Origin of the sequence: Pseudomonas sp. NPDC089996 (assembly GCF_044748405.1) — a bacterium.
In the GTDB taxonomy this organism is placed as follows: Bacteria; Pseudomonadota; Gammaproteobacteria; order Pseudomonadales; family Pseudomonadaceae; genus Aquipseudomonas.
Genome location: NZ_JBIVGA010000002.1, coordinates 476,769 through 497,173, shown reverse-complemented (window position 1 = coordinate 497,173; position 20,405 = coordinate 476,769). Strand labels below are relative to the sequence as shown.

Sequence of the window (20,405 nt, the reverse complement as noted above, 5' to 3'; positions counted from 1 at the left end):
CTGGGGTACTGGATAATCCTCAGGAGAGCGCGCGTGACCCCAGAACAATTCCGCCAGTACGGCCACCAGCTGATCGACCTGATCGCCGACTACCGCCAATCCGTCGGTGAGCGCCCGGTCATGGCCCAGGTCGAGCCCGGCTACCTCAAGGCCCAGCTGCCACAAGGCGCGCCGCAGCAGGGCGAACCGTTCGAAGCGATCCTCGATGACGTCAACCGGCTGGTCATGCCTGGCCTGTCGCACTGGCAACACCCTGACTTCTACGGCTACTTCCCCTCCAACGGCACCCTGTCGTCGGTGCTCGGCGACTTCCTCAGCACCGGCCTCGGGGTGCTGGGCCTGTCGTGGCAATCCAGCCCGGCATTGAGCGAGCTGGAAGAAACCACCCTCGACTGGCTGCGCCAGCTGCTTGGTCTGTCGGCCCAGTGGAGCGGGGTGATCCAGGACACCGCCTCCACCAGCACCCTGGTGGCGCTGATCAGTGCCCGTGAGCGTGCCACCGACTATGCATTGGTACGCGGCGGCCTGCAGGCCGAGGCCAAGCCATTGATCGTGTATGTCAGTGCTCACGCCCACAGCTCCGTAGACAAGGCCGCGCTGCTGGCCGGCTTCGGTCGCGCCAACATCCGCCTGATCGCTACCGATGCGCAGTTCGCCCTGCGCCCCGAAGCGCTGCAGGCTGCCATCGAACAGGACCTGGCCGCCGGCAACCAGCCCTGTGCCGTGGTCGCCACCACAGGCACCACGACCACCACCGCCCTCGACCCGCTGCGCCCGATCGGCGAAATCGCCCAGGCCAACGGGCTGTGGCTGCATGTCGACTCGGCCATGGCCGGCTCGGCGATGATCCTGCCGGAATGCCGCTGGATGTGGGATGGCATCGAGCTGGCCGACTCAGTCGTGGTCAACGCACACAAATGGCTGGGCGTGGCGTTCGATTGCTCGATCTATTACGTGCGTGATCCGCAGCACCTGATCCGTGTGATGAGCACCAACCCGAGTTACCTGCAATCGGCGGTGGATGGTGAGGTGAAGAACCTGCGTGACTGGGGCATTCCGCTGGGGCGACGGTTCCGTGCACTGAAGCTGTGGTTCATGTTGCGCAGTGAAGGTATCGAGGCCTTGCAGCAGCGCTTGCGCCGGGACCTGGAGAATGCTCGCTGGCTGGCGCAGCAGGTGAATGCGGCAGCGGAGTGGGAAGTGCTGGCACCGGTGCAGTTGCAGACCTTGTGCATTCGCCATCAGCCGGCTGGGTTGGCGGGGGAGGCGCTGGATGCGCATACCAAAGCGTGGGCTGAGCGGTTGAATGCGTCCGGGGTGGCGTATGTGACGCCGGCGACGCTGGGGGGGCGATGGATGGTGCGGGTGTCGGTGGGGGCGCTGCCGACAGAGCGGGAGCATGTGGAGAAGCTTTGGGCGAACCTGCAAGAGGTGGTTAAAGGCTGACATCGTTGGGGCCGCGTTGCGGCCCTTTCGCGACACAAGGCCGCTCCTACAAGGGAACGCGTAATCCTGTAGGAGCGGCCTTGTGTCGCGAAAGGGGCGCGAAGCGGCCCCAGCAATCTATCAGGAGTTCACTGCCTGAAAGCTACCTTTGCGGCTGGCCTCGAAGGCTTCCTTCTCCATCGGCTTGGCCTCTGGGTTACCCAGGTCTTCCATCGCCATCCGGTGTGTCTCAGGCGCAATGTAAGCCGCCAGTGCACACACGCAGGTGATGAAGAACGCCAGGCCACCGACCACCAGCGGAATGTTGTCCGAACCCGGTGGTGCCACCAGGGCGAACAGCGCCGGCAGCATGGCGGTGAGCATGGTGCCGACGTTCTGTGCGATGGCCATGGCCGACACGCGGTAGCGGGTGTGGAACAGCTCCGGGTAGAAGCTTGGGAACACCGCGTTGTAGCCCTGGTAGACCATGCCCCACATCACGATCGAGGCAGCGAAGGCCAGCGGCACGTTCTGGATGCTGATCGCATACAGGTAGACGAAGGCCAGCAGGCCCGAGCCCAGGCAGCCAGCGATCATGGTCGGGCGGCGGCCGATCTTGTCGGAGAGGTTGCCCACGAACGGGATCACCAGCACCGCGACGATGTTGCCGACCACCGGGATCCACAGGTACACGCTCTTGTCGAAGCCGATGCCGTAGGCAGGCTGCACCGCGTAGGCCGCACCGAAAATGGTCGCGACTACCGGGATAACATTCATCAGGGCCATGAACATCACCAGCACCATGTGCTTCCAGCTGTGGCGGAAGGCTTCGCTGATCGGCGACTTGGCAACCTTGTCCTGCTTCTCTTCCTTCACGAACGCAGGGGTTTCGTGCACTTCCTTGCGGATGATGAAGCCCGCGATCAGGACGACGGCGCTCATCAGGAACGGAATTCGCCAGCCCCACTCGTTGAACGCTTCGCTCGGCATGAAGTAGGCCAGTGGCAGGAACACCGCCGCCGCCAGTACCTGGCCGGCCTGCACGCCCTGCAAGGTGAAGCTGGCGTAGTAGCCACGCCGGCCGAACGGCGCGTGTTCCATGATCATCGAACTGGCACCGGAAATTTCACCGGCCACGGCAAAGCCCTGGACCAGGCGCAGCACCACCAACAAGGCCGGGGCCAGCAGGCCGATGTCGTGGTAGGTCGGCAGCAGGCCGACGGCCATGGTCGACAGGCCCATCAGGAACATGCACAGCAGCAGCACGTTCTTGCGCCCACGGGTGTCACCCCAATGGCCAAGCACGAACGCCCCGACCGGGCGCGCCAGGTAGCCCACGCCATAGGTGGCCAGCGAGGCGATGATGGCCATTTTCGGGTCGGTGTTGGGGAAGAAGATCTGTGGGAAGATCAGCGCCGCAGCCTGGGCATAGATGAAGAAATCGTAGTATTCGAGTGCCGAGCCAATCCATCCGCTGGCGGTCGCTTTCTTGGCTTGAGAGCTTGAGTGGGCCATCGTTGTCTCCGTTGTTCTTGTAGGTCGCCGCACGGCTGGCGTCGCTCGGGGGCGGCCAGGGGGTGTGCGATCGCTTGTCGGGAGTAGGGCGTGCGTTATAGCGCGGACGATCGCAGGCGGTGTCTGCAAAGGAAGAACGAACGAGCAGGTGCGGATCGCAGGGCGATGGAGGTGTGCATAGGTCGGTACCCGGTTTATTGAACTTATTATGTCGCGACGTTGGGCGTGCGCAGGTTGTGCCGAGTGTCCGTCAGGGCAGAGGAGGGCGCTCGGTGTGCCTGCGTCTGGGTTCATGTTTGCTTAGGGTTGGCAGTGAATCAATTCGCCAGAATCGGTTTTGTGCGGTAATCGAACGCAAAACTAACCATTCCGTACAAACAGATTGCCGGGCCGACTTTACCTGCGAATAATCGACAGTGCCAGGAACCCAGCGAGGTTTCGGGATCGTCGTCCGTCCAATAACAAGGAACTCCTCCATGCAGCGTTCGATAGCCACCGTGTCCTTGAGCGGCACCCTGCCGGAAAAGCTCGAAGCCATCGCCGCCGCCGGTTTCGACGGCGTCGAGATCTTCGAAAACGACCTGTTGTACTACGCCGGCAGCCCGCGTGAAGTGCGGCAGATGTGCGCCGACCTTGGCATTGCCATCACCCTGTTCCAGCCGTTCCGTGATTTCGAAGGCTGCCGCCGCGACCGCCTGCAGAAGAACCTCGACCGCGCCGAGCGCAAGTTCGACCTGATGCAAGAGCTTGGCACCGACCTGGTGCTGGTGTGCAGCAACGTCCAGGCCGACGCTTTGGGCGATGAGCAGATCCTGGTAGACGACTTGCGCCTGCTCGGCGAGCACGCAGGCAAACGCGGCCTGCGCATTGGCTACGAAGCGTTGGCCTGGGGCCGCCATGTCAATACCTATCAGCAAGTGTGGAACCTGGTGCGCCAGGCCGATCACCCGGCGCTGGGCGTTATCCTCGACAGCTTCCATACCCTGTCGCTCAAAGGCGACCCGGCAGCAATCCGCGACATCCCCGGCGACAAGATCTTCTTCGTGCAGATGGCCGATGCGCCGATCCTGAACATGGACGTGCTGGAGTGGAGCCGGCACTTTCGCAACTTCCCGGGCCAGGGTGAAATGGACCTGGCCGGCTTCCTCGCGCCGATCCTCGCCACCGGTTACCGTGGCCCGCTGTCGCTGGAAATCTTCAACGACGGCTTCCGCGCCGCACCACCGCGGCAGAACGCCGCCGACGGCCTGCGCTCGCTGCTGTACCTCGAAGAGCAGACCCGCCTGCGCCTGGAACAGGAAGGCACCATCATCGAGCCGGGCGTGCTGTTCACCCCGCCGGCGGCCAGCGCCTATGACGGCGTGGAGTTTCTCGAATTTGCCGTCGACGAAGCCGTCGGCGCGCGCCTGGGTAGCTGGCTCAAGCGCCTGGGCTTCGCCGAAGCCGGCAAACACCGCAGCAAGGATGTGCGCCTGCTGCGACAGAACGACATCAACATCGTGCTCAACGCCGAGCCGTATTCGTTCGGCCATAACTTCTTCGAAGCCCACGGCCCGTCGTTGTGCGCCACCGCTCTGCGGGTGAAGGATGAGCACGCCGCGCTGCAACGCGCCACCGACCTGCGCGGCCAACCATTTCGTGGCCTGGTCGGCCCTAACGAATGCGAAGTGCCGGCCGTGCGTGCGCCGGACGGCAGCCTGATCTACCTGGTGGAGCAGGGCAAGGAGGGGCCGTCGCTGTACGACACCGACTTCCGCCTGGACCCGGCCGCCAGTGCCACCGGTGGTCTGCAGCGCATCGACCACATGGCCCTGGCGCTGCCGGCCGAGTCGCTGGACAGCTGGGTACTGTTCTACAAGAGCCTGTTCGACTTTGCCGCCGACGACGAAGTGGTGCTGCCCGACCCATACGGCCTGGTCAAGAGCCGCGCCTTGCGCAGCCAGTGCGGCAGCTTGCGTTTGCCGCTGAACATCTCGGAGAACCGCAACACTGCCATTGCCCATGCGCTGTCCAGCTATCGCGGTTCGGGCGTGCACCACATCGCCTTCGATTGCGTGGACATCTTCGCTGAAGTGGCGAGGGCAAAGGAGTCAGGCGTGCCATTGCTGGAAATTCCGCTGAACTACTATGACGACCTGGCGGCGCGCTTCGATTTCAGCGACGAATTCCTGAGCGAGCTGGCGTACTACAACGTGCTGTACGACCGCGATGCTCAGGGCGGTGAACTGTTCCACGTTTATACCGAGCCGTTCGAGGACCGTTTCTTCTTCGAGATCATCCAGCGCAAGGGCGGTTATGCCGGGTATGGCGCGGCGAACGTGGCGGTGCGCCTGGCGGCGATGGCCAAGCGGCGTAGCGGGGCGGCGCGCAAGCCGGTGTTGTAATTACCTAAGCCGCTTCGCAGAAGCGGCCTTTTTTCTAAAAAACGGCCGCCATGCGGCCGTTATCGACTCAACGGCGCAACAAGCGGCTCACCAACAGCGTGAGCCCCGCGGCTACTGCCAGCGCCGTCAACGGCTTTTCCCGTACAAACGCCGAGACGTTGTCCAGCGCATCACCATAGCTCTTGGTGATCTGCCCAGACACCTGCCGTGCATCCCCTTGCGCTTCCAGCTCCGGGTCATCCAGCCACTGACCTGCGGCGCTTTGTGCCTTGCCTGTCACTTTCTCTGCCAAACCTTCGATCTGTTCACGCTTCATGATTGATCAAACCTTCCTGTGAGTCGCTATGGGCTTGTCGCACAGGGTTAGGGGGCGCTGACTGATGATTGGTTCCACCGGGTGCGATTCATCGGTCCTTTCTTTCAGCAGCTGTACATGAATCTATTCTTGTACAACCTGCCTTGAGGGTGCTCGCTCGTGATAATCAAGACGCTGACCCTCAGCGCACTGGCGCTGACTTTCCTGATCTCGACGGATCAACCGTCCGCTGCCGATTGGCGCTCAGCTATGCCAGCAGCGCAACTGGCGGGCAGTGGCGACTTCACCTGGTTCGGCCTGCGTCTCTACACCGCCCGACTGTGGCGCGCCGAGGGTGCCGGGATCTGGGAGGCGCCCTTCGCCCTCGAGCTGACCTACCACCGGTCGCTGTCGCGGAACACCTTGGTGCAAGCCAGCATCGATGAAATACAACGCTTGGCGAACCGCCCGTTGCCCGCCGCCACGGTCAGGCAATGGTCCGCCACTCTGGCCCAGGCCTTGGTCGACGTGCGCCCGGGCATGCGCATCACTGGCCTGTATCTGCCTGGCAAAGGTTGCCGTTTCTATGTCGATGGCCAACTTACCGAAGCAGTCCCCGACCCGGCCTTCGCCCGAGCGTTCTTCTCCATCTGGCTGGCCCCCCGAGCCCGCGATGCGGGCCTGCGCGAGCAATTGCTGGGGCGAGCCGGGAGCGATCAAGGAGGCTGAAACATGTACAAGGCATTGCTGCTGTTCACCTGCCTGCTGCTGGGCAGTTGCAAGGTCGGGGTTGAACACTACGCCCAGCAACAACCGCGTCTGGATCTGGTGGCATTCTTCTCGCAGCCGGTGCAGGCCTGGGGCATGTTCCAGAAGCGCTCGGGGGAGGTGGTCAAACGCTTCCATGTGCGCATCGACAGCCGCCGTGAGGGCGCGCGGCTGATCCTCGACGAGCACTTCGTCTACAGCGACGGTACTCGCCAGCAACGGACCTGGACCCTCACCCCCGACGGGCCGGACCGCTGGCGCGGCACGGCAGGTGACGTGATAGGCGAGGCTACCGGCGTCGTGGCGGGCAATGCCCTGCAATGGCGCTACCAGCTGGACCTGCCGGTCGATGGCCGGCACTGGACCATGGACATGGATGACTGGATGTACCTGATGGACGAGGACACCCTGATCAACCGCACCCGCATGAGCAAGTTCGGGGTGGAGGTCGGTCAGATAACCTTGTTCTTCCGCCGCATGCCGCAAGGCTCACCATGAACAACTGCGAACGGCCCAGTAAGGTCTGCGTCGCCTGTGGCCTGCCATTCACCTGGCGCAAGCGCTGGGCGCGTTGTTGGGATGATGTACGCTATTGTTCCGAGCGCTGCCGGCGCGCAGCGAAACGCCGCTCACCCGGCACTTGAGCCAAAAGCCTGCTTCCCAGCCTCTTGCCACTCACGGATAATCCCCCCAAATCCCAAAAATATCCCGTGAGCAGCCATGAGCAACCCCGTAGCCCCCCTCAGCCCGCCTGAACCCTCGGCTACGCGCCAACCGCGCAAGAACAACCCCGAGAAAACCCGCGAGGACATCCTCCAGGCCGCCATCAACGAGTTCGTCCAGCAGGGCCTGGCCGGTGCCCGGGTGGACGCCATTGCCGAGCGCACGGCCACCTCCAAGCGCATGATCTACTACTACTTCGGCAGCAAGGAGCAGCTGTACGTCGAGTGCCTGGTCAAGCTCTATGGCGATATCCGCAAGACCGAGCAGAGCCTGGACCTGGAGTCGCTTCCGGCCGAGCAGGCGATCCGCCGGCTGGCCGAGTTCACCTTCGACCACCACGACCGCAACGTCGATTTCGTGCGCATGGTCTGCACCGAGAACATTCATTACGGTGAATACGTCAAGAAATCCCCGGCCATCCGCGAGATGAGCAGCCTGGTGCTGCAGGCACTGAGCAGCACCTTGGCGCGTGGCGTGCAAGAGGGCGTGTTCCGCGAGGGCATCGAGGTCATCGACCTGCACATGCTGATGAGCTCGTTCTGCTTCTATCGGGTATCCAACCGCCACACCTTTGGCGACATCTTCCAGATCGATCTGGCCGACGAGCAGGTCAAGCAGCGCCACCGGCTGATGATCTGCGATGCGATCCTCAGCTACATCCGCGCCTGAACGGGCTTATTCGCCCAGCCGTTGCTCGCGTGATGGCGGGTAGCCGAAGTAGGCGGCGTAGCACTTGCTGAAGTGCGACACCGAGACGAAGCCACAGGCCACTGCCACCTCCATCACCGACAGGTCGGAGTACTGCAGCAGGCGGCGGCTCTTGGTGATGCGCAGCTCCATGTAGTAGCGCCGCGGCGAGGTGCCCAGCTGGGCCTGGAACAGGCGGTCGATCTGCCGGCGCGAGCGGCCGCTGTAAGCGGCCAGCTGGTCGAGGCTCAGGGTTTCTTCGAGGTTGTTTTCCATCAGTTCGACGATGGTGCGCAGGTGCAGGCTCATGGACTTCTTCGCCCCTGGGCCGACCTGGCGGTAGCGCGCACCAGAGAACGACAGGATCTCCTCCACGCCCTCTGCCAGACCGTCGCCGTACAGGCGGCGCACCAGGCCGAGCATCAGCTCCATGGCGCCGTTGGGGCTGGCGGCGCTGAGGCGGTCGCGGTCGAGGGTGAAGCTGGCCGGGGTGATGCGGGTTTGCGGGCTGCGCTCGGACAGGCTGGCGCGCTGTTCGGGGTGGATGCTGCAGCCATAGTCGTCGAGCACGCCGGCACGGCCGAGGAACCACGCGCCGTTCCAGAGCCCGCCCAGGGCCATGCCGTGTGCAGCGCAGTCGTCCAGCAGGCGGTCGAGCTCGGGGTATTTCAGTGCAGTGCGCAGGCCGCCGCAAACAATCAGCAGGTCGAGCTCCTTGAGTTCGCCGGCGGACAGTTCGCTGGCGACCAGTTCCAGGCCCAGGTCGCTCAGCACCCGGTCACCCTTGAGTGACAGCGGGGTGAAGCGGAAGCTGTCGGCGCGCAGCAGGTTGGCGGTGACCAGCACGTCCATGGCCACGGTGAAACTGGCCATCGAGAAGTGCTCGAGCAGGATGAAGTCGACGCGGTAGGGTGCCTCGGGGCTGCCGGCGCTGGCCTTGAGCCGCAGCATGTTGCTGGTGCTGGTCTTCTTGCTGAACTGACGTGGGGTGGGCACTCTGGACTCCGCTTCCTGGCTGGCCAGCAGAGTGTGGCGGGAGCGTGCGGGAAAGACAACTTCCGGTGGGCGTGTGTCGTGTAGCAGGTCGTGTTGAGGCAAGTGGGCTATTTTGAAATGAACCCTAACGGCCGGCAACAGCCCAACCCTTTACATGCCAACGGGAGAGTGCTCATGGAAATCGGAACGATCTGGATCATTGTCGCGGCCCTGGTCATCCTGCTGGAGATCTTCGCCATCTGGCACATCATCGGCAGCGAGCGGCGCGCAGAGCGCAAGATGCTGTGGATTGTGTTCGTGGTCTATGCACCGTTCCCGGGTTTGCTGTTCTGGGCCTGGCGCGGGCCGCGGGCGGTGAAGGGCAGGGCGGTGCTGCAGGAGAAGTGACGGTTGCGGTACCAGACGCGGCGCGCCTGGTACCGGTGGCTTCAGTCTGGAGTGATGCCGATCTTGATGGCCGGGTCTAGGCCGCTGACCATCAGGCTGCCGGCGAAGCCGACCGTGTCCTGCACTTCAAGCGCCTTGAATGCGTCACGGATGCGGGTAGGAATCGACTTGCTGGCTTCTTTGCGTTTTTCTTCAGCGGTGCCCGGGGACAGGTGTTGAGTTTCTTAATGGTTATAGGGAAATTTCCTACAGATGCTTGACCCATACCCGACCTGTGTGGGAGCGGGCCCGCCCGCGAAAGGGCCGGTGAAGGCAACGCAAAAGCCGTAGAATGGCCTTTTCCCCGAGCCATCCCAGCCATGCCGCCCATTGAACTGCTGCCCACCACCCCCGACCAGGCCGAACTGATCCGTAACCTCTATCAGTTCTACGCCTATGAGTCCTCCGACTGGGAGCAGGAAGATGTCGAGGTGGACGGCCGTTTCTACATTCACGAAGAGCACCTGCAGCGCTACTGGCAGTCCCCGGGCTGGAGCGCCAGCCTGGTGTTGGTGGACGGTTTCATCGCCGGCTTCGTGCTGGTCGAGCGTAGCGAGTTGCCCGGCATCGACGCACTTGAACTGGCCGACCTGTTCATTCTCAAGCGCTATCGGCGCCAAGGCATCGGCCGCGCAGTGACCAATGAGTTCCTCGTCAGCCCCGGCGACTGGTTGCTGCGCTGCCACGCCCTGGACCCGATCGCCGTAGCGTTCTGCAAGGCCGTGGTGGCCGACTTGCAGCGGCCAGTGCAGCAGATTTTCCCCGGCGATGAACCGGACCTGCTCACCTACCAGGTAACTTCCGTTTTCCACTGACTGGACAATAATCCAGCAAAATTTTGTGACCTACTTCACAAAACCAGCTCGCAAGGCATAATGCCAGCACTGTTGTTCAAGACCCGGCCGCTCTGGCGCGGGGTTTCTTTTGTGCGCGTCGCAGGTTCAGGTAAATTTCATGTCGCTAGTCGCAAGCCCCGACATCATGTACCGGCTATTGATCCAGAGCGTGGTGGACTATGCCATCTACCTGCTCACCCCCGACGGTATTGTCGCCAACTGGAACCCCGGCGCCCAGCGGGCCAAGGGTTATCGCGCCGAGGAAATCGTCGGCCAGCATTACTCACTGTTCTACAGCGCAGCCGAGCGCGCCGCCGGCTTGCCCGAACACAACCTGGAACAGGCCCGCAGCACCGGCCGCTTCGAAGAGATCGGGGCGCGCCTGCGCAAGGACGGTACAGCCTTCCACGCCCATGTGGTGATCGAAGCGGTGCGTGACGACCACGGCCAGCTGGTTGGCTTCGCCAAGGTCACCCGCGACATTTCCGAACGCCGCCAGCAGGAGCTTGAGCTTTTGCAGGCCAAGGAACTGGCCGAGCAGTACAGCCAGGAAATGGCCAACCTGTCGCAGTTCCTCGACTCGGTGATCGCCAACATCCCCGCCAGCGTCATCGTTCAGGACCTTGACACCCAGCGTATCCTGCTCGCCAACCAGCAGGCCGAGCGCCTGTTCGGTGGGCGTGGCAAGCCGATGATCGGCCACACGCCCGGTGAGTGCCTGGCACCGGCCGCGGCGGATTACCTGGAGTCCCAGCTCAGCCGGGGCGCCCGCAGCAGCAAGGGTTTTGCCGCCGAAACCCGGGTCGATACCGCCTGTGGCCCGCGCACCTTGCGTAGCCGTGCATTGCTCAGCCAGAAGTGCGAGGGCCAGGCAGATTACGTGCTGTTCGTGGCCGAAGACGCGACCGAAGAGCTGGCCGCTCACGCGCAGATCCACCACATGGCACACCACGACGCGCTCACCGGGCTGCCCAACCGCACCTTGTTCCACGAGCGTCTCAAGCAGGCCCTGGTGCGCGGCCAGGACAGCGAAAAGCTCACCGCCGCGCTGTGCCTAGACCTGGACAACTTCAAGAACATCAACGACTCCCTCGGCCATGCCATTGGCGACAAGCTGCTGCGTGCGCTCGGCAAGCGCCTGCGCCGCGAACTGCGCGAGCACGACACCCTGGCCCGGCTGGGCGGTGACGAATTCGCCGTGGTGCTGACTGGCCTGGACAGCCGTGAAGCTGCATGCAACACCGCCAAACGCCTGATCGAGGCCACCTGCCCGCCGTTTCTGATCGAGGGCCATCAGTTCGCGGTGGGCGTGAGCATCGGCATCGCCATTGCACCCGAAGACAACGACCAGGCCGAACAACTGCTCGGCTACGCCGACATGGCCCTGTACGAGGCCAAGCGCAACGGCCGCAACCGCTATGAGTGCTTCCACCTCGAACTGGATGTCGCCGCCCGCCAGCGCCGCCTGGTGGAAACCGACCTGCGCACCGCCCTGCACCTGGGGCAGTTGCAGCTGCACTACCAACCGGTGGTGGATCAGCAGACCAGCAGCGTTACCGGCTACGAGGCGTTGCTGCGCTGGGAGCACCCGACCCGGGGCATGGTCATGCCCATGGACTTCATCCCCATTGCCGAGGAAACCGGGCTGATCCATGAACTCGGCACCCGGGCGCTGAACCTGGCATGCCAGGAGGCGGCCACCTGGGGTACCGAGCAGACCGTGTCGGTGAACCTGTCGGCGGTGCAGTTCAAGAACGCCAACCTAGTTCACACCGTGACCCTCGCGTTGGCCGACTCGGGGCTGGCGCCGCAGCGCCTGGAGCTGGAAATCACCGAGTCGGTGCTGCTGGGCAACAGCGAAGAGAACGTGCGCACCCTGCGGGCGCTGAAGGACCTGGGCGTGTCGATATCGCTGGACGACTTTGGCACCGGCTACTCGTCGCTGGGGTATCTGCGCTCCTTCCCGTTCGACCGCATCAAGATCGACAAGTCGTTCGTGCATGACATGTGCGAAAGCCGCGAGGCGATGTCGATCATCCGTGCGATTACCGAGCTGTCCAACAGCCTGATGATCAAGACCACGGCCGAAGGGGTGGAGTCGGAGGAGCAGATGCAGCGGCTGCGGGCGGAAGGGTGCTCGCACTTCCAGGGCTACCTGTATGGGCGGCCGGCCCCGGCGAGCGAGCGTTTGAAGCAGGTCTGCGTTTAGGCGCCGGGCTTCTCAGGCTGCTTCGCAGCCCCTGTGGGAGCGGGCGTGCCCGCGAACACCGGCGTAGCCGGTGCCAGCTACCGTGCTGGATGCTTCGCGGGCGCGCCCGCTCCCACAGAGGCCCTGTCAGGACTCAGCTATTCCAGTCCGGGGCAAAGTCTGGGCTGACCACCCGCTGATCCTTCGGCAACCCGGCAATCAGCGCGCGGTCCGCATCATCCAGACGCACCTCCAGCGCTGCCAGGTTGGCCAGCTGGTTTTCCCGGCTGCTGGCCTTGGGGATCACCGCCACGCCATCCTGGTCCAGCAACCACTTCAACGCCACCTGGCTCGGCAGCACGCCATGCTTGCGCGCGATCTCGCGGATCACCGCCTGTTCAGCCGCACGGCCACGGGCCAGCGGGGTATAGGCGGTCAGCAGCAGGTCATGTTGACGGGCATACTCGAGCAGCGGCTGCTGGCCGAGCAGCACATGGTATTCGACCTGGATCGCCGACAGCGGCGCACCCAGCTCTTCGATCACCCGGCGCAGCAGGCCCAGCGGGAAGTTGGCCATACCGATGCTGCGTGCCTTGCCCTCGTCGCGCAGGGCGGTCAGGGTTTCGATGCTGCGGGCCAGGTCCCAGTCTTTGCCGGGCCAATGGATGTGGAACAGGTCGACCTGCTCGGTGCCCAGCGCGCGCAGGCTGTCTTCCAGCGACTGGCGCATGGCCTTGGGGTCCAGTCGGTCCCACCAGACCTTGGTGGTCAGGTGGATCTGCTCGCGGGGCACGTTGCTTTCGCGCAGGGCCTGGCCGACGGCAGCCTCGTTGTCATAGGCGGTGGCGGTGTCGATGTGCCGGTAGCCCAGTTCCAGCGCCTGGTGCACGGCGCGGGTGCAGGCGTCGCCGGTCATTGGCCAGGTGCCCAGGCCGATGCAGGGTAGATCGAGGCCGTTGCGGGTGGTGAGCCGGTGCATGAAAACTCCTTGTTCGAGGTAGAAGGTCCGCAGCCGATGGTGCGCGCTTTGCCGAGCACGGACCATGCAGCCGGGGCACAAAGTGGTCGATCAGCGAACGCAATGGCAAACATGCCATGCAAAGCCTGGAAATGAACTTCCTCAAGTCGTCGTATCTCTTCTAGAATCCGTGCTGTCGCACCTTTCCCTGGCGCAGCATTCAGCGCGCGCCGCCGTCGAGAACGCCATGAGTTCCAGCACACCGCTGTCCGGAGTCAACCAACCCCTGCGCGGCATCGCCCTGGTGGTGGTGGCGACGCTGCTGTTCGCCAGCCACGATGCCTTGTCCAAGTTCCTCGGTGGGCTGTACCCGATCGTCATGGTGGTATGGGCACGTTATGTGGTGCACACGTTGCTGATGGCCGGGATCTTCCTGCCCAAGTCGGGCCTCAATGTACTGCGCACCCGTCGCCCGGTGCTGCAGACCTTGCGGGCGCTGAGCCTGCTGAGTACCAGCCTGCTGTTCACCACCGGCCTGCAATACCTGCCCCTGGCCGAGGCGACCTCGGTCAACTTCCTTGCCCCGGTACTGGTCACCGCCCTGTCGGCGCCCTTGCTCAAGGAGCGGGTGACGCCAGGGCAGTGGGTGGCGGTGGTGCTGGGCTTCATCGGTGTGCTGGTGGTGGTGCACCCCGGTGGCGCGATGTTTACCCCGGCGATCCTCTATCCTTTCGGTTCGGCACTGGGCTTCTGCTTTTATCAGCTGCTCACGCGCATCCTGGCAGCTTACGACAGCCCGACCACCAGCAACTTCTACGCCGGGCTGTGCAACACCCTGGTGATGAGTGCGCTGGTGCCGTTCTTCTGGGAGGTGCCGCGCTGGGAGCATGCATTGCTGATGCTGGCCCTGGGCGGTTTCGGCATGAGTGCGCACTTGCTGCTGACCCAAGCCTTCCGCCATGCCGCGCCGGCGCTGCTGGCGCCGTTCAGCTACTGCCAGATCGTGTTTGCCGGGATGCTGGGGCTGCTGATCTACGGTCAGGTGCCCGACACCGCGAGCTTGTTGGGTATCGCCATCATCTGCCTGAGCGGCCTGGGGGCGGCGTGGATGCAGCGCAAGAAGTGAAAGGCATTTGCTGGGTTCGAGATTGCTGGGGGCGCTTTGCGCCCCTTTCGCGACGCAAGGCCGCTCCCACAGAGGACTGCATTCTCCGCTGAGACTGCATGCTCTTGTGGGCGCGGCCCCCGAGGCCCTGTCAGGCCAACTGGTAAGTGGTCTTCACCCGGGTAAAGAACTGCCGCGCATGGGTCCCTTGCTCCCGCGACCCCAGGCTCGAAGCGCCATTGCCACCAAACGGCACGTGGTAATCCACCCCCGCCGTCGGCAGGTTGACCATCACCATGCCTGCCGAGCTGTTGCGCTTGAAGTGCTCGGCATGTTTCAGCGACGTAGTGACGATCCCCGCTGACAAGCCAAACGCCGTATCCTCGGCGGCGGCAAAGGCTTCGTCGTAGTCGCGCACCTTGAGCACGCTCAGCACCGGTCCGAAGATCTCTTCGCGGTAGATGCGCATGTCTGGTGTCACCTCTGTGAACAGCGCAGGGGTGAACAGATACGCCCCCGCGTCGTTCTCTACCACTTCACCACCGCACACCAGTTTCGCCCCTTGTTCACGGCCGCTGGCCACGTACGCCAGGTTCTGTTCCAGCTGCCGGCCATCGACCACCGGGCCGATATCGGTACTGGCCTGCAAGGCATCGCCCACCTTCAGCGCACGGGTGCGCTCGGCCAGGCGTGCGACGAAGGCATCGTGGACCCCCTCGGTAACGATCACCCGCGAGCTCGCCGTGCAACGCTGCCCGGTGCTGAAGAACGAACCGTTCAGCGCCACGTCCACCGCCTGCTCCAGGTCGGCATCGTCGAGCACGATCAGCGGGTTCTTGCCGCCCATTTCCAGTTGCACTTTCTTCATGCCTTCGGCCGCCAACCGGGCGATCTGCCGGCCAGTATTTTCCGAGCCGGTGAAGCTGATCCCGTCGACCAGCGGCGAGCGGATGATCGTGTCGCCGACGCTGCGCCCTGGCCCGATCAGCAGGTTGAACACACCCGGCGGCAGGCCAGCGCGGGAGATGATCTCGGCCAGCGCCCAGGCCGAGGAGGGCACCAGTTCGGCAGGTTTGAACACCACGCAATTGCCGAAGCACAGCGCCGGGGCGATCTTCCACGCCGGGATCGCGATCGGGAAGTTCCACGGCGCAATGATGCCGATCACGCCCAACGGCTGGGTGAACACGTCGATGCCCACGTCCTGGCGCACCGACTGGTATTTCTCGCCCTCGGCGCGCAGCGCCTCCTGGGCGTAGAACTTGAACGAGCGCCCGGCGCGGTCCACTTCACCCAAGGCCTCGCGGACGATCTTGCCTTCCTCGCGGGCCAGCAAGGTGGCCAGTTCCTGGCGGCGGGCGAGGATCTCGCTGCCGATGAAGTCCAGCGCATCGGCGCGTTGCTGGGGGTTGCTGCGTGCCCAGCCGGGTGCGGCACGGCGGGCGGCGACGAGGGCCTGTTCGGTCAGCGCCTGGTCGGCGCGCACGAAGCGCTCGATGACGTCTGCAGGGTTGGACGGGTTGCGGTTTTCCAGTATGTCGGTGCCGCTGTCCAGGGCGACGAAGGCGCCGTCGACGTAACTGCTCTTGCTTGCCAGGGTCATGCGCTACGGATCCTTTTGCTGTTGGCTTGGCGGGCGACGAAGTCGCTGATGTTGTCCACGGCGCAGTCCATCAACTGCTGCATGGCGTCCTCGCTGCTCCAGGCGATGTGCGGGTTGAGCAGGAAGTCGTCGCGGTCGATCAGCTGGAACAACGGGTTGCTCGGGTGTAGCGGCTCGACTTCCACCACGTCCAGGGCCACGCCGCCCAGGCGTCCGTTTTGCAGGGCGTCGATCAACGCCGCCTCGTTGACCACCCCGCCACGGCCGGTGTTGACGACCACGGCATCCGGCTTCATCAGGGCCAGCCGGTCAGCGTCGATCAGGTTGTGGGTTTCGGGCGTCAACGGGCAGTTGATCGACAGCACGTCGCAGCTGCGCAGCAACTCGGCCAGAGGCCGGCAGTCGGCACCACGGCGCTTGCCGCCACGGTCCTCGAACAGCACCTGCATGCCGAAGGCCCGGGCCAGCTCGGCCAGGCGCACGGCGATCGGGCCGCTGCCGATGATCGCCAGTTGCTTGCCACGCACATCGCGAATGCGGTGGTCGAAGTAGATGTTCTTGTATTCGGCCTTGCCGGCATGCACCTGGCGCATCAGCCGGGTGAATGCGGCCGGGCGGCGGAACAGTTCGAGAATCATCGCCAGGCTGTGCTCGGCCACGGTATTGGCCGCGTAGCCCGGTACGCTGGCCACTTCGATGCCGTGGGCGTCGCAGTAGTCGACATCGACGATGTCGCGGCCGGTCAGGGCCAGCGAAATCATTTTCAGCCTGGGCAGCTGGCGCAGATGCTCTTCACGCAGCGGCACGCTGCAGGTGAAGGCGATGGTGGCATCCTTGAGGTGCTCGAGTATCTGCTCTGGATGGGTGTAGGCAAACTGTTGCCAGGTGTGCTCGCAGTCCGGGCGCTTGAGCCGGGTGGAGGGCGCCAGGCCCTCGTCGTCGAGCAGGACGATATGTTCGCTCACGGTGTCTTCCTTATTTTTTCTGCGCCGGCACATAGCCGGCTGGGGCCATGCTGACCAGCTGGCGGGTGACGAAACCGGCGTCCTGGTCGTGGTCTTCCAGCGACTCCTTGCGCACCAGGGCATCACGCACCATGTGCGCGCCGAAGAAGCGGAACGGCTCTGGCGGCAGCAGCTTCATCTTCTGATTGACCAGTCCGCAGTTGGCCCACTCGTCACTGGCATGGGTGGCCAGCGACTTGATGATGCGGCTGGCGAACACCGTGGTGGCCACGCCGTTGCCCGAAAAGCCGATGCCGTAGCTCACCGTCTGGTGGTGGTCGAGGTAGCCGAAGTTGGGCAGGCCCTTCATGGCTCGGTCGATCGGCCCGGTCCAGCTGCTGACCACCGGCACGTCCTCCAGTTGCGGGTACAGGCGGCGCAGTTCGGCGGCGACCTTGTCGGCCGCCGGCGAGGGTTTTTCATAGAGGTTGCCGATGCGCCCGGCGTAGGCAAACTGGCCCAGCGGCTTGCCGAACACGACACGGCCGTCAGGGGTGTTGCGCCAGTAGTTGAGCACGGTGCGCGAATCGGTCATGCACTCGCCACGGCTGAAACCGATGGCATCGAGCTTGGCTTTTACCGGTGCGGTGGCGACCATGTCGCTGGACATGATCGCGATCATCCGGCGCAGCTCGGGGAACTGCGCGCCCCAGGCGTTGAGCGCGAGCACCACATGGTTGGCCTTCACGTGGCCCATGGCAGTGTGCACCACCGGGTGCTTGCCGCGTACCAGGTGGGTGAAGGGCGATTTCTCGAAGATCTTCACCCCCAGCTTCAACGCTACCCGGCGCAAGCCACGTGCCAGCATTGCAGGCTGGACAGTCGCGGCATTGGGGTCGTAGATACCGCCCAGCACCAGCGGCGAGCCAACGCGGCCGCGAATGGTCTCGCGGTCCAGTTCCTGGAACGGGTTCACATCGAGCTTCTGCAACCCGTCGGTCAGCACCTTCCAGGAGTTCATCTGCCGCTGGTTGGTGGCGGTCCACAGCCAGCCATCCTTGCGGTACTGGGCATCGATGCCGTGCTCCTGGCAGAACGTGCCGATCTCGTCGATCGCCGATTCCGCCGCCTCGCAGATGCGCCGTGCCTCGACGTCGCCGCAGATGGTACGCACCGACAGGTACTTGCCCCACCAGTTGGTGGCGATGCCGCCATTGCGGCCGCTGGCACCGGAGCCACAGCGGTCGCGTTCGACGATGACGATGGTCTTTTCGGGATGTGCCTGTTTCAGGCGGATGGCCGACCACAGGCCAAGAAAGCCACCGCCGACGATACAGACGTCAGCTTGAATCGAGTCCTGCAGGGCAGGGGCCAGGTCGCTGTCCAGGTCGAGTGCCTGGGCATACCAGAATCCGCGGTACATGTGGGGTGCCTCTGAGCATGTTGTTGTGACTACATGATGCTCAGCGTGGCCAGCGGCCCGATATTACAGGCATGACAATTGATAGAACGGCAGCGCGTTTTGTCATGGACTTACTATTTGTTGTGCGGCATATGATATGCCGGACGCCAGGTGCGTCCTACAATGGCGCTATTCAGCAAGGTCATGAGGCCGATATTCATGGTTGCGCAACTACAAGAACAACTACAAACCCCTGAATCACCGGCGCAGGTCAAGCCCGAACTGCGTGTGGGCTTCGTGCTGCTCAACCAGTTCACCCTGGTGCCCGTTGCCGGCTTGGTGGATTCGTTGCGCTTCGCCGCCGACAAGTCGTTCCGCAGCCAGCAGGTGTACTGCCAGTGGGACTGGATGACCCTCGACGATCAGCCGATCACCGCCAGTTGTGGCATGCCGATCTCGCCGACCAAACCGCTGAACCTGTTCGCCCAGTACGATTACGTGGTGCTCGCCGGCGGCCTGCTGGGCGAAACGCGCAATCCGCCCGACTGGCTGCTGGATGCCTTGCGCGACGTGCATGCCGCCAACATCCCGATCATCGCCCTGTGTTCCGGCTCGTTCGTGCTGGGCAAGGCCGGCCTGCTCGATGGCCGCCGCTGCGCGGTGCATTTCACCCTGCGCGACGAGTTCCGCGAACGCTTCCCGCTGTCGACCATGGTCATCGACAAGAGCTACGTCGACGACCGCGGCATCATCACCTGCCCGGGTGGCACCGCCATCGACCTGGCCGCCAACCTGATCCGCCGCCACTGTGGCGCTGTGCGGGCGCAGAAGGGCCTGGAGTACCTGTTGGTGGACGAGCGCGCGGAGGAGGAGAGCGACAAGGCCGCCAGCGAGTGCGTGTACCAGAACGACCGGGTGCAGCGGGCAATCGCCTTCATGCGCGCCAACCTGGATGCGTCGATGACGCTCAAGGCCGTGGCCGAGGCGGTGGGCACCCACCCACGGCAGTTGCACCGCGAGTTCGTCGCCAACACCCAGGAGCCGCCGGCCAACTACTGGCGCAAGCTGCGCCTGGACCATGCGCGGCGCCTGCTGGTGAACACCAGCCAGAACATCACCACCATCGCCTTGGCCTGCGGGTTTTCCGATGCGTCGCACTTCATTTTGTGGTTCCGCAAGCAATATGGCGAGACGCCGTACAGCTTCCGCAAGCGCCGGCATGAAGTGGAGCGCTTCGACTGGCATGGCGACAAGGTAGGCCTGGACCCGGATCTTTGACGGCTTGCACAGCTTTGTAGGAGCGGCCTTGCGTCGCGAAAGGGCCGCAAAGCGGCCCCGGCGATATCGGCGGCGAAGCTGATATCTGGGGGGCGCTACGCGCCCCTTTCGCGACACAAGGCCGCTCCTACAGGAGATGTGCCGGTCAGCTGGGCGATTGCGATTTCAAAGCTGGCCGAAGGCCTGAATTTCGATACGGTACTCAGGCGCCGCCAGAGCTGCCCCCACACAAGCCCGCACCGGCGGCTGGTTCCCCACCCAGGCGTCATAGACTTCATTCATCGCCGCAAACTCGCCCATGTCGGCCAGCCAGATCTGCACCCGCGTCAGGTGCTGCTTGCCAGCCCCGATCTGCCCCAGCCATTGCTCCAGCTGTGCCAGCACACAGCGCGTCTGCGCGGCGATGTCACCCGCTTCCAGCGCTACGATGCCGGAGGTCTCGATGCGGCCATCCACCAGCACCATCTGGCTGGCCCGCGGGCCAGGGTTGATACGTTCGATCATCTGCCCGACTCCTCAGAACAGCACGTACGTCTTGCGTAGGGTTTCGTGGATATGCCACACGCCCTCGCAGTTTTCCGGGAACAGCACCGCATCGCCGGCCCGCAGCGCCACCGGTTCGCCACCGTCTGGGGTGAACGTGCAGCTGCCACTGACGATATGGCTGAACTCGCGGTTCTTGAGGAACCGGCGGAACACACCCGGGCTGCTTTCCCACACGCCGATGCTGGCGCCGACCGCTTCATCGGTCTGGTCCTGGGCGCTGGCGGCGTGGGCGATCGGTTCGCCGATCGGCAGGCGGGCAGGGGCCGGCTCGCCCAGCAGCGAGGCAGGGGCATTGCGGACAACGGTTAGAACTTGGCTCATGACGG

The 20,405-nt window shown here is 64.1% G+C and carries 20 protein-coding genes; 11 read left to right on the top strand and 9 right to left on the bottom strand.

The genetic code is table 11. From position 1 onward, the window contains the following. Window positions 1–33: 33 nt before the first annotated feature. The gene (locus tag ACIPW4_RS05140; protein ID WP_400655438.1) at window positions 34–1,446 is read left to right on the top strand and encodes a DOPA decarboxylase; all 1,413 of its coding nucleotides are present in this window, start codon (window positions 34–36) and stop codon (window positions 1,444–1,446) included. Between the two features lie 120 nt (window positions 1,447–1,566). On the opposite strand, the gene ACIPW4_RS05135 is transcribed toward ACIPW4_RS05140, so the two are convergent. Beyond that, window positions 1,567–2,940, bottom strand: coding sequence for an MFS transporter (locus ACIPW4_RS05135; RefSeq protein WP_400655436.1), 1,374 nt, complete (start codon window positions 2,938–2,940; stop codon window positions 1,567–1,569). 476 nt (window positions 2,941–3,416) lie between these two features. Between ACIPW4_RS05135 and quiC the strand changes: the two genes are divergently transcribed. Next, window positions 3,417–5,324 (top strand): 3-dehydroshikimate dehydratase QuiC, encoded by a 1,908-nt coding sequence (gene quiC, locus ACIPW4_RS05130; RefSeq protein WP_400655434.1) that lies wholly within the window; start codon window positions 3,417–3,419, stop codon window positions 5,322–5,324. Window positions 5,325–5,391: 67 nt separating this feature from the next. Here the strand turns inward: quiC and ACIPW4_RS05125 are convergent, their stop codons facing one another. Next, the gene (locus ACIPW4_RS05125) at window positions 5,392–5,640 is read right to left on the bottom strand and encodes a CsbD family protein (RefSeq protein ID WP_400655432.1); all 249 of its coding nucleotides are present in this window, start codon (window positions 5,638–5,640) and stop codon (window positions 5,392–5,394) included. Window positions 5,641–5,889: 249 nt separating this feature from the next. Between ACIPW4_RS05125 and ACIPW4_RS05120 the strand changes: the two genes are divergently transcribed. The 4 genes from ACIPW4_RS05120 (at window position 5,890) to ACIPW4_RS05105 (ending at window position 7,779) form a co-directional block, all read left to right on the top strand. Then, window positions 5,890–6,348, top strand: coding sequence for a chalcone isomerase family protein (locus ACIPW4_RS05120; protein WP_400655576.1), 459 nt, complete (start codon window positions 5,890–5,892; stop codon window positions 6,346–6,348). A gap of 3 nt (window positions 6,349–6,351) precedes the next feature. Next, window positions 6,352–6,885 (top strand): DUF3833 domain-containing protein, encoded by a 534-nt coding sequence (locus ACIPW4_RS05115; RefSeq protein WP_400655430.1) that lies wholly within the window; start codon window positions 6,352–6,354, stop codon window positions 6,883–6,885. Continuing rightward, window positions 6,882–7,031 (top strand): DUF2256 domain-containing protein, encoded by a 150-nt coding sequence (locus tag ACIPW4_RS05110; protein ID WP_400655428.1) that lies wholly within the window; start codon window positions 6,882–6,884, stop codon window positions 7,029–7,031. The genes ACIPW4_RS05115 and ACIPW4_RS05110 overlap by 4 nt, the downstream gene beginning before the upstream one ends. A 76-nt stretch (window positions 7,032–7,107) precedes the next feature. Beyond that, entirely contained in the window at window positions 7,108–7,779 is a 672-nt protein-coding gene (locus ACIPW4_RS05105; RefSeq protein WP_400655426.1) for a TetR/AcrR family transcriptional regulator, read from the top strand. Window positions 7,780–7,785: 6 nt separating this feature from the next. Here ACIPW4_RS05105 and ACIPW4_RS05100 read toward each other — a convergent pair whose 3' ends face one another. After that, window positions 7,786–8,793, bottom strand: coding sequence for a GlxA family transcriptional regulator (locus ACIPW4_RS05100; protein WP_400655424.1), 1,008 nt, complete (start codon window positions 8,791–8,793; stop codon window positions 7,786–7,788). 174 nt (window positions 8,794–8,967) lie between these two features. Here ACIPW4_RS05100 and ACIPW4_RS05095 point away from each other — a divergent pair, with 174 nt between their 5' ends. The 3 genes from ACIPW4_RS05095 to ACIPW4_RS05085 all read left to right on the top strand — a co-directional run bounded on the left by ACIPW4_RS05095 (window position 8,968) and on the right by ACIPW4_RS05085 (window position 12,264). Further along, window positions 8,968–9,180 (top strand): PLDc N-terminal domain-containing protein, encoded by a 213-nt coding sequence (locus tag ACIPW4_RS05095; protein ID WP_012314118.1) that lies wholly within the window; start codon window positions 8,968–8,970, stop codon window positions 9,178–9,180. A 359-nt stretch (window positions 9,181–9,539) separates the two neighbouring features. After that, window positions 9,540–10,034: a GNAT family N-acetyltransferase gene (locus ACIPW4_RS05090; protein WP_400655422.1), complete on the top strand. Its 495-nt coding sequence runs from the start codon at window positions 9,540–9,542 to the stop codon at window positions 10,032–10,034. 139 nt (window positions 10,035–10,173) lie between these two features. Beyond that, the gene (locus tag ACIPW4_RS05085; RefSeq protein ID WP_400655419.1) at window positions 10,174–12,264 is read left to right on the top strand and encodes a putative bifunctional diguanylate cyclase/phosphodiesterase; all 2,091 of its coding nucleotides are present in this window, start codon (window positions 10,174–10,176) and stop codon (window positions 12,262–12,264) included. Window positions 12,265–12,397: 133 nt separating this feature from the next. On the opposite strand, the gene ACIPW4_RS05080 is transcribed toward ACIPW4_RS05085, so the two are convergent. Continuing rightward, window positions 12,398–13,222: an aldo/keto reductase gene (locus ACIPW4_RS05080; RefSeq protein WP_400655417.1), complete on the bottom strand. Its 825-nt coding sequence runs from the start codon at window positions 13,220–13,222 to the stop codon at window positions 12,398–12,400. Between the two features lie 226 nt (window positions 13,223–13,448). On the opposite strand from ACIPW4_RS05080, the gene ACIPW4_RS05075 reads away from it, so the two are divergent. Further along, entirely contained in the window at window positions 13,449–14,327 is an 879-nt protein-coding gene (locus ACIPW4_RS05075; RefSeq protein WP_400655415.1) for a DMT family transporter, read from the top strand. A 130-nt stretch (window positions 14,328–14,457) separates the two neighbouring features. Here ACIPW4_RS05075 and ACIPW4_RS05070 read toward each other — a convergent pair whose 3' ends face one another. From ACIPW4_RS05070 to ACIPW4_RS05060, 3 genes are read right to left on the bottom strand one after another with little or no spacing between them, the layout of a single operon-like run. Next, complete coding sequence (locus ACIPW4_RS05070; RefSeq protein ID WP_400655413.1) at window positions 14,458–15,909, bottom strand: aldehyde dehydrogenase family protein; 1,452 nt, start codon at window positions 15,907–15,909, stop codon at window positions 14,458–14,460. Beyond that, complete coding sequence (locus ACIPW4_RS05065) at window positions 15,906–16,874, bottom strand: NAD(P)-dependent oxidoreductase (protein ID WP_400655411.1); 969 nt, start codon at window positions 16,872–16,874, stop codon at window positions 15,906–15,908. Before ACIPW4_RS05065 ends, ACIPW4_RS05070 begins: the two co-directional genes overlap by 4 nt. Window positions 16,875–16,884: 10 nt before the next feature. Further along, entirely contained in the window at window positions 16,885–18,276 is a 1,392-nt protein-coding gene (locus ACIPW4_RS05060; RefSeq protein ID WP_400655409.1) for an NAD(P)/FAD-dependent oxidoreductase, read from the bottom strand. A 198-nt stretch (window positions 18,277–18,474) separates the two neighbouring features. Here ACIPW4_RS05060 and ACIPW4_RS05055 point away from each other — a divergent pair, with 198 nt between their 5' ends. After that, window positions 18,475–19,533, top strand: a complete 1,059-nt coding sequence (locus ACIPW4_RS05055) for a GlxA family transcriptional regulator (RefSeq protein WP_400655407.1) — start codon at window positions 18,475–18,477, stop codon at window positions 19,531–19,533. Window positions 19,534–19,698: 165 nt separating this feature from the next. On the opposite strand, the gene ACIPW4_RS05050 is transcribed toward ACIPW4_RS05055, so the two are convergent. Beyond that, a complete protein-coding gene (locus ACIPW4_RS05050; protein WP_400655405.1) occupies window positions 19,699–20,037 on the bottom strand; it encodes a RidA family protein in 339 nt (112 codons plus the stop codon). 12 nt (window positions 20,038–20,049) lie between these two features. Further along, window positions 20,050–20,400, bottom strand: a complete 351-nt coding sequence (locus ACIPW4_RS05045) for a cupin domain-containing protein (protein ID WP_400655402.1) — start codon at window positions 20,398–20,400, stop codon at window positions 20,050–20,052. Window positions 20,401–20,405 lie beyond the last annotated feature (5 nt).

What these genes read in the sequence shown, in the direction of transcription:
- ACIPW4_RS05075 (WP_400655415.1), top strand. Translation starts at nt 13,449, where the DNA reads ATGAGTTCCAGCACACCGCTGTCCGGAGTCAACCAACCCCTGCGCGGC.
- ACIPW4_RS05050 (WP_400655405.1), bottom strand. Translation starts at nt 20,037, where the DNA reads ATGATCGAACGTATCAACCCTGGCCCGCGGGCCAGCCAGATGGTGCTG.
- ACIPW4_RS05110 (WP_400655428.1), top strand. Translation starts at nt 6,882, where the DNA reads ATGAACAACTGCGAACGGCCCAGTAAGGTCTGCGTCGCCTGTGGCCTG.
- ACIPW4_RS05090 (WP_400655422.1), top strand. Translation starts at nt 9,540, where the DNA reads ATGCCGCCCATTGAACTGCTGCCCACCACCCCCGACCAGGCCGAACTG.
- ACIPW4_RS05055 (WP_400655407.1), top strand. Translation starts at nt 18,475, where the DNA reads ATGGTTGCGCAACTACAAGAACAACTACAAACCCCTGAATCACCGGCG.
- ACIPW4_RS05135 (WP_400655436.1), bottom strand. Translation starts at nt 2,940, where the DNA reads ATGGCCCACTCAAGCTCTCAAGCCAAGAAAGCGACCGCCAGCGGATGG.
- ACIPW4_RS05105 (WP_400655426.1), top strand. Translation starts at nt 7,108, where the DNA reads ATGAGCAACCCCGTAGCCCCCCTCAGCCCGCCTGAACCCTCGGCTACG.
- quiC (WP_400655434.1), top strand. Translation starts at nt 3,417, where the DNA reads ATGCAGCGTTCGATAGCCACCGTGTCCTTGAGCGGCACCCTGCCGGAA.
- ACIPW4_RS05070 (WP_400655413.1), bottom strand. Translation starts at nt 15,909, where the DNA reads ATGACCCTGGCAAGCAAGAGCAGTTACGTCGACGGCGCCTTCGTCGCC.
- ACIPW4_RS05060 (WP_400655409.1), bottom strand. Translation starts at nt 18,276, where the DNA reads ATGTACCGCGGATTCTGGTATGCCCAGGCACTCGACCTGGACAGCGAC.
- ACIPW4_RS05095 (WP_012314118.1), top strand. Translation starts at nt 8,968, where the DNA reads ATGGAAATCGGAACGATCTGGATCATTGTCGCGGCCCTGGTCATCCTG.
- ACIPW4_RS05120 (WP_400655576.1), top strand. Translation starts at nt 5,890, where the DNA reads ATGCCAGCAGCGCAACTGGCGGGCAGTGGCGACTTCACCTGGTTCGGC.
- ACIPW4_RS05125 (WP_400655432.1), bottom strand. Translation starts at nt 5,640, where the DNA reads ATGAAGCGTGAACAGATCGAAGGTTTGGCAGAGAAAGTGACAGGCAAG.
- ACIPW4_RS05080 (WP_400655417.1), bottom strand. Translation starts at nt 13,222, where the DNA reads ATGCACCGGCTCACCACCCGCAACGGCCTCGATCTACCCTGCATCGGC.
- ACIPW4_RS05085 (WP_400655419.1), top strand. Translation starts at nt 10,174, where the DNA reads ATGTCGCTAGTCGCAAGCCCCGACATCATGTACCGGCTATTGATCCAG.
- ACIPW4_RS05115 (WP_400655430.1), top strand. Translation starts at nt 6,352, where the DNA reads ATGTACAAGGCATTGCTGCTGTTCACCTGCCTGCTGCTGGGCAGTTGC.
- ACIPW4_RS05045 (WP_400655402.1), bottom strand. Translation starts at nt 20,400, where the DNA reads ATGAGCCAAGTTCTAACCGTTGTCCGCAATGCCCCTGCCTCGCTGCTG.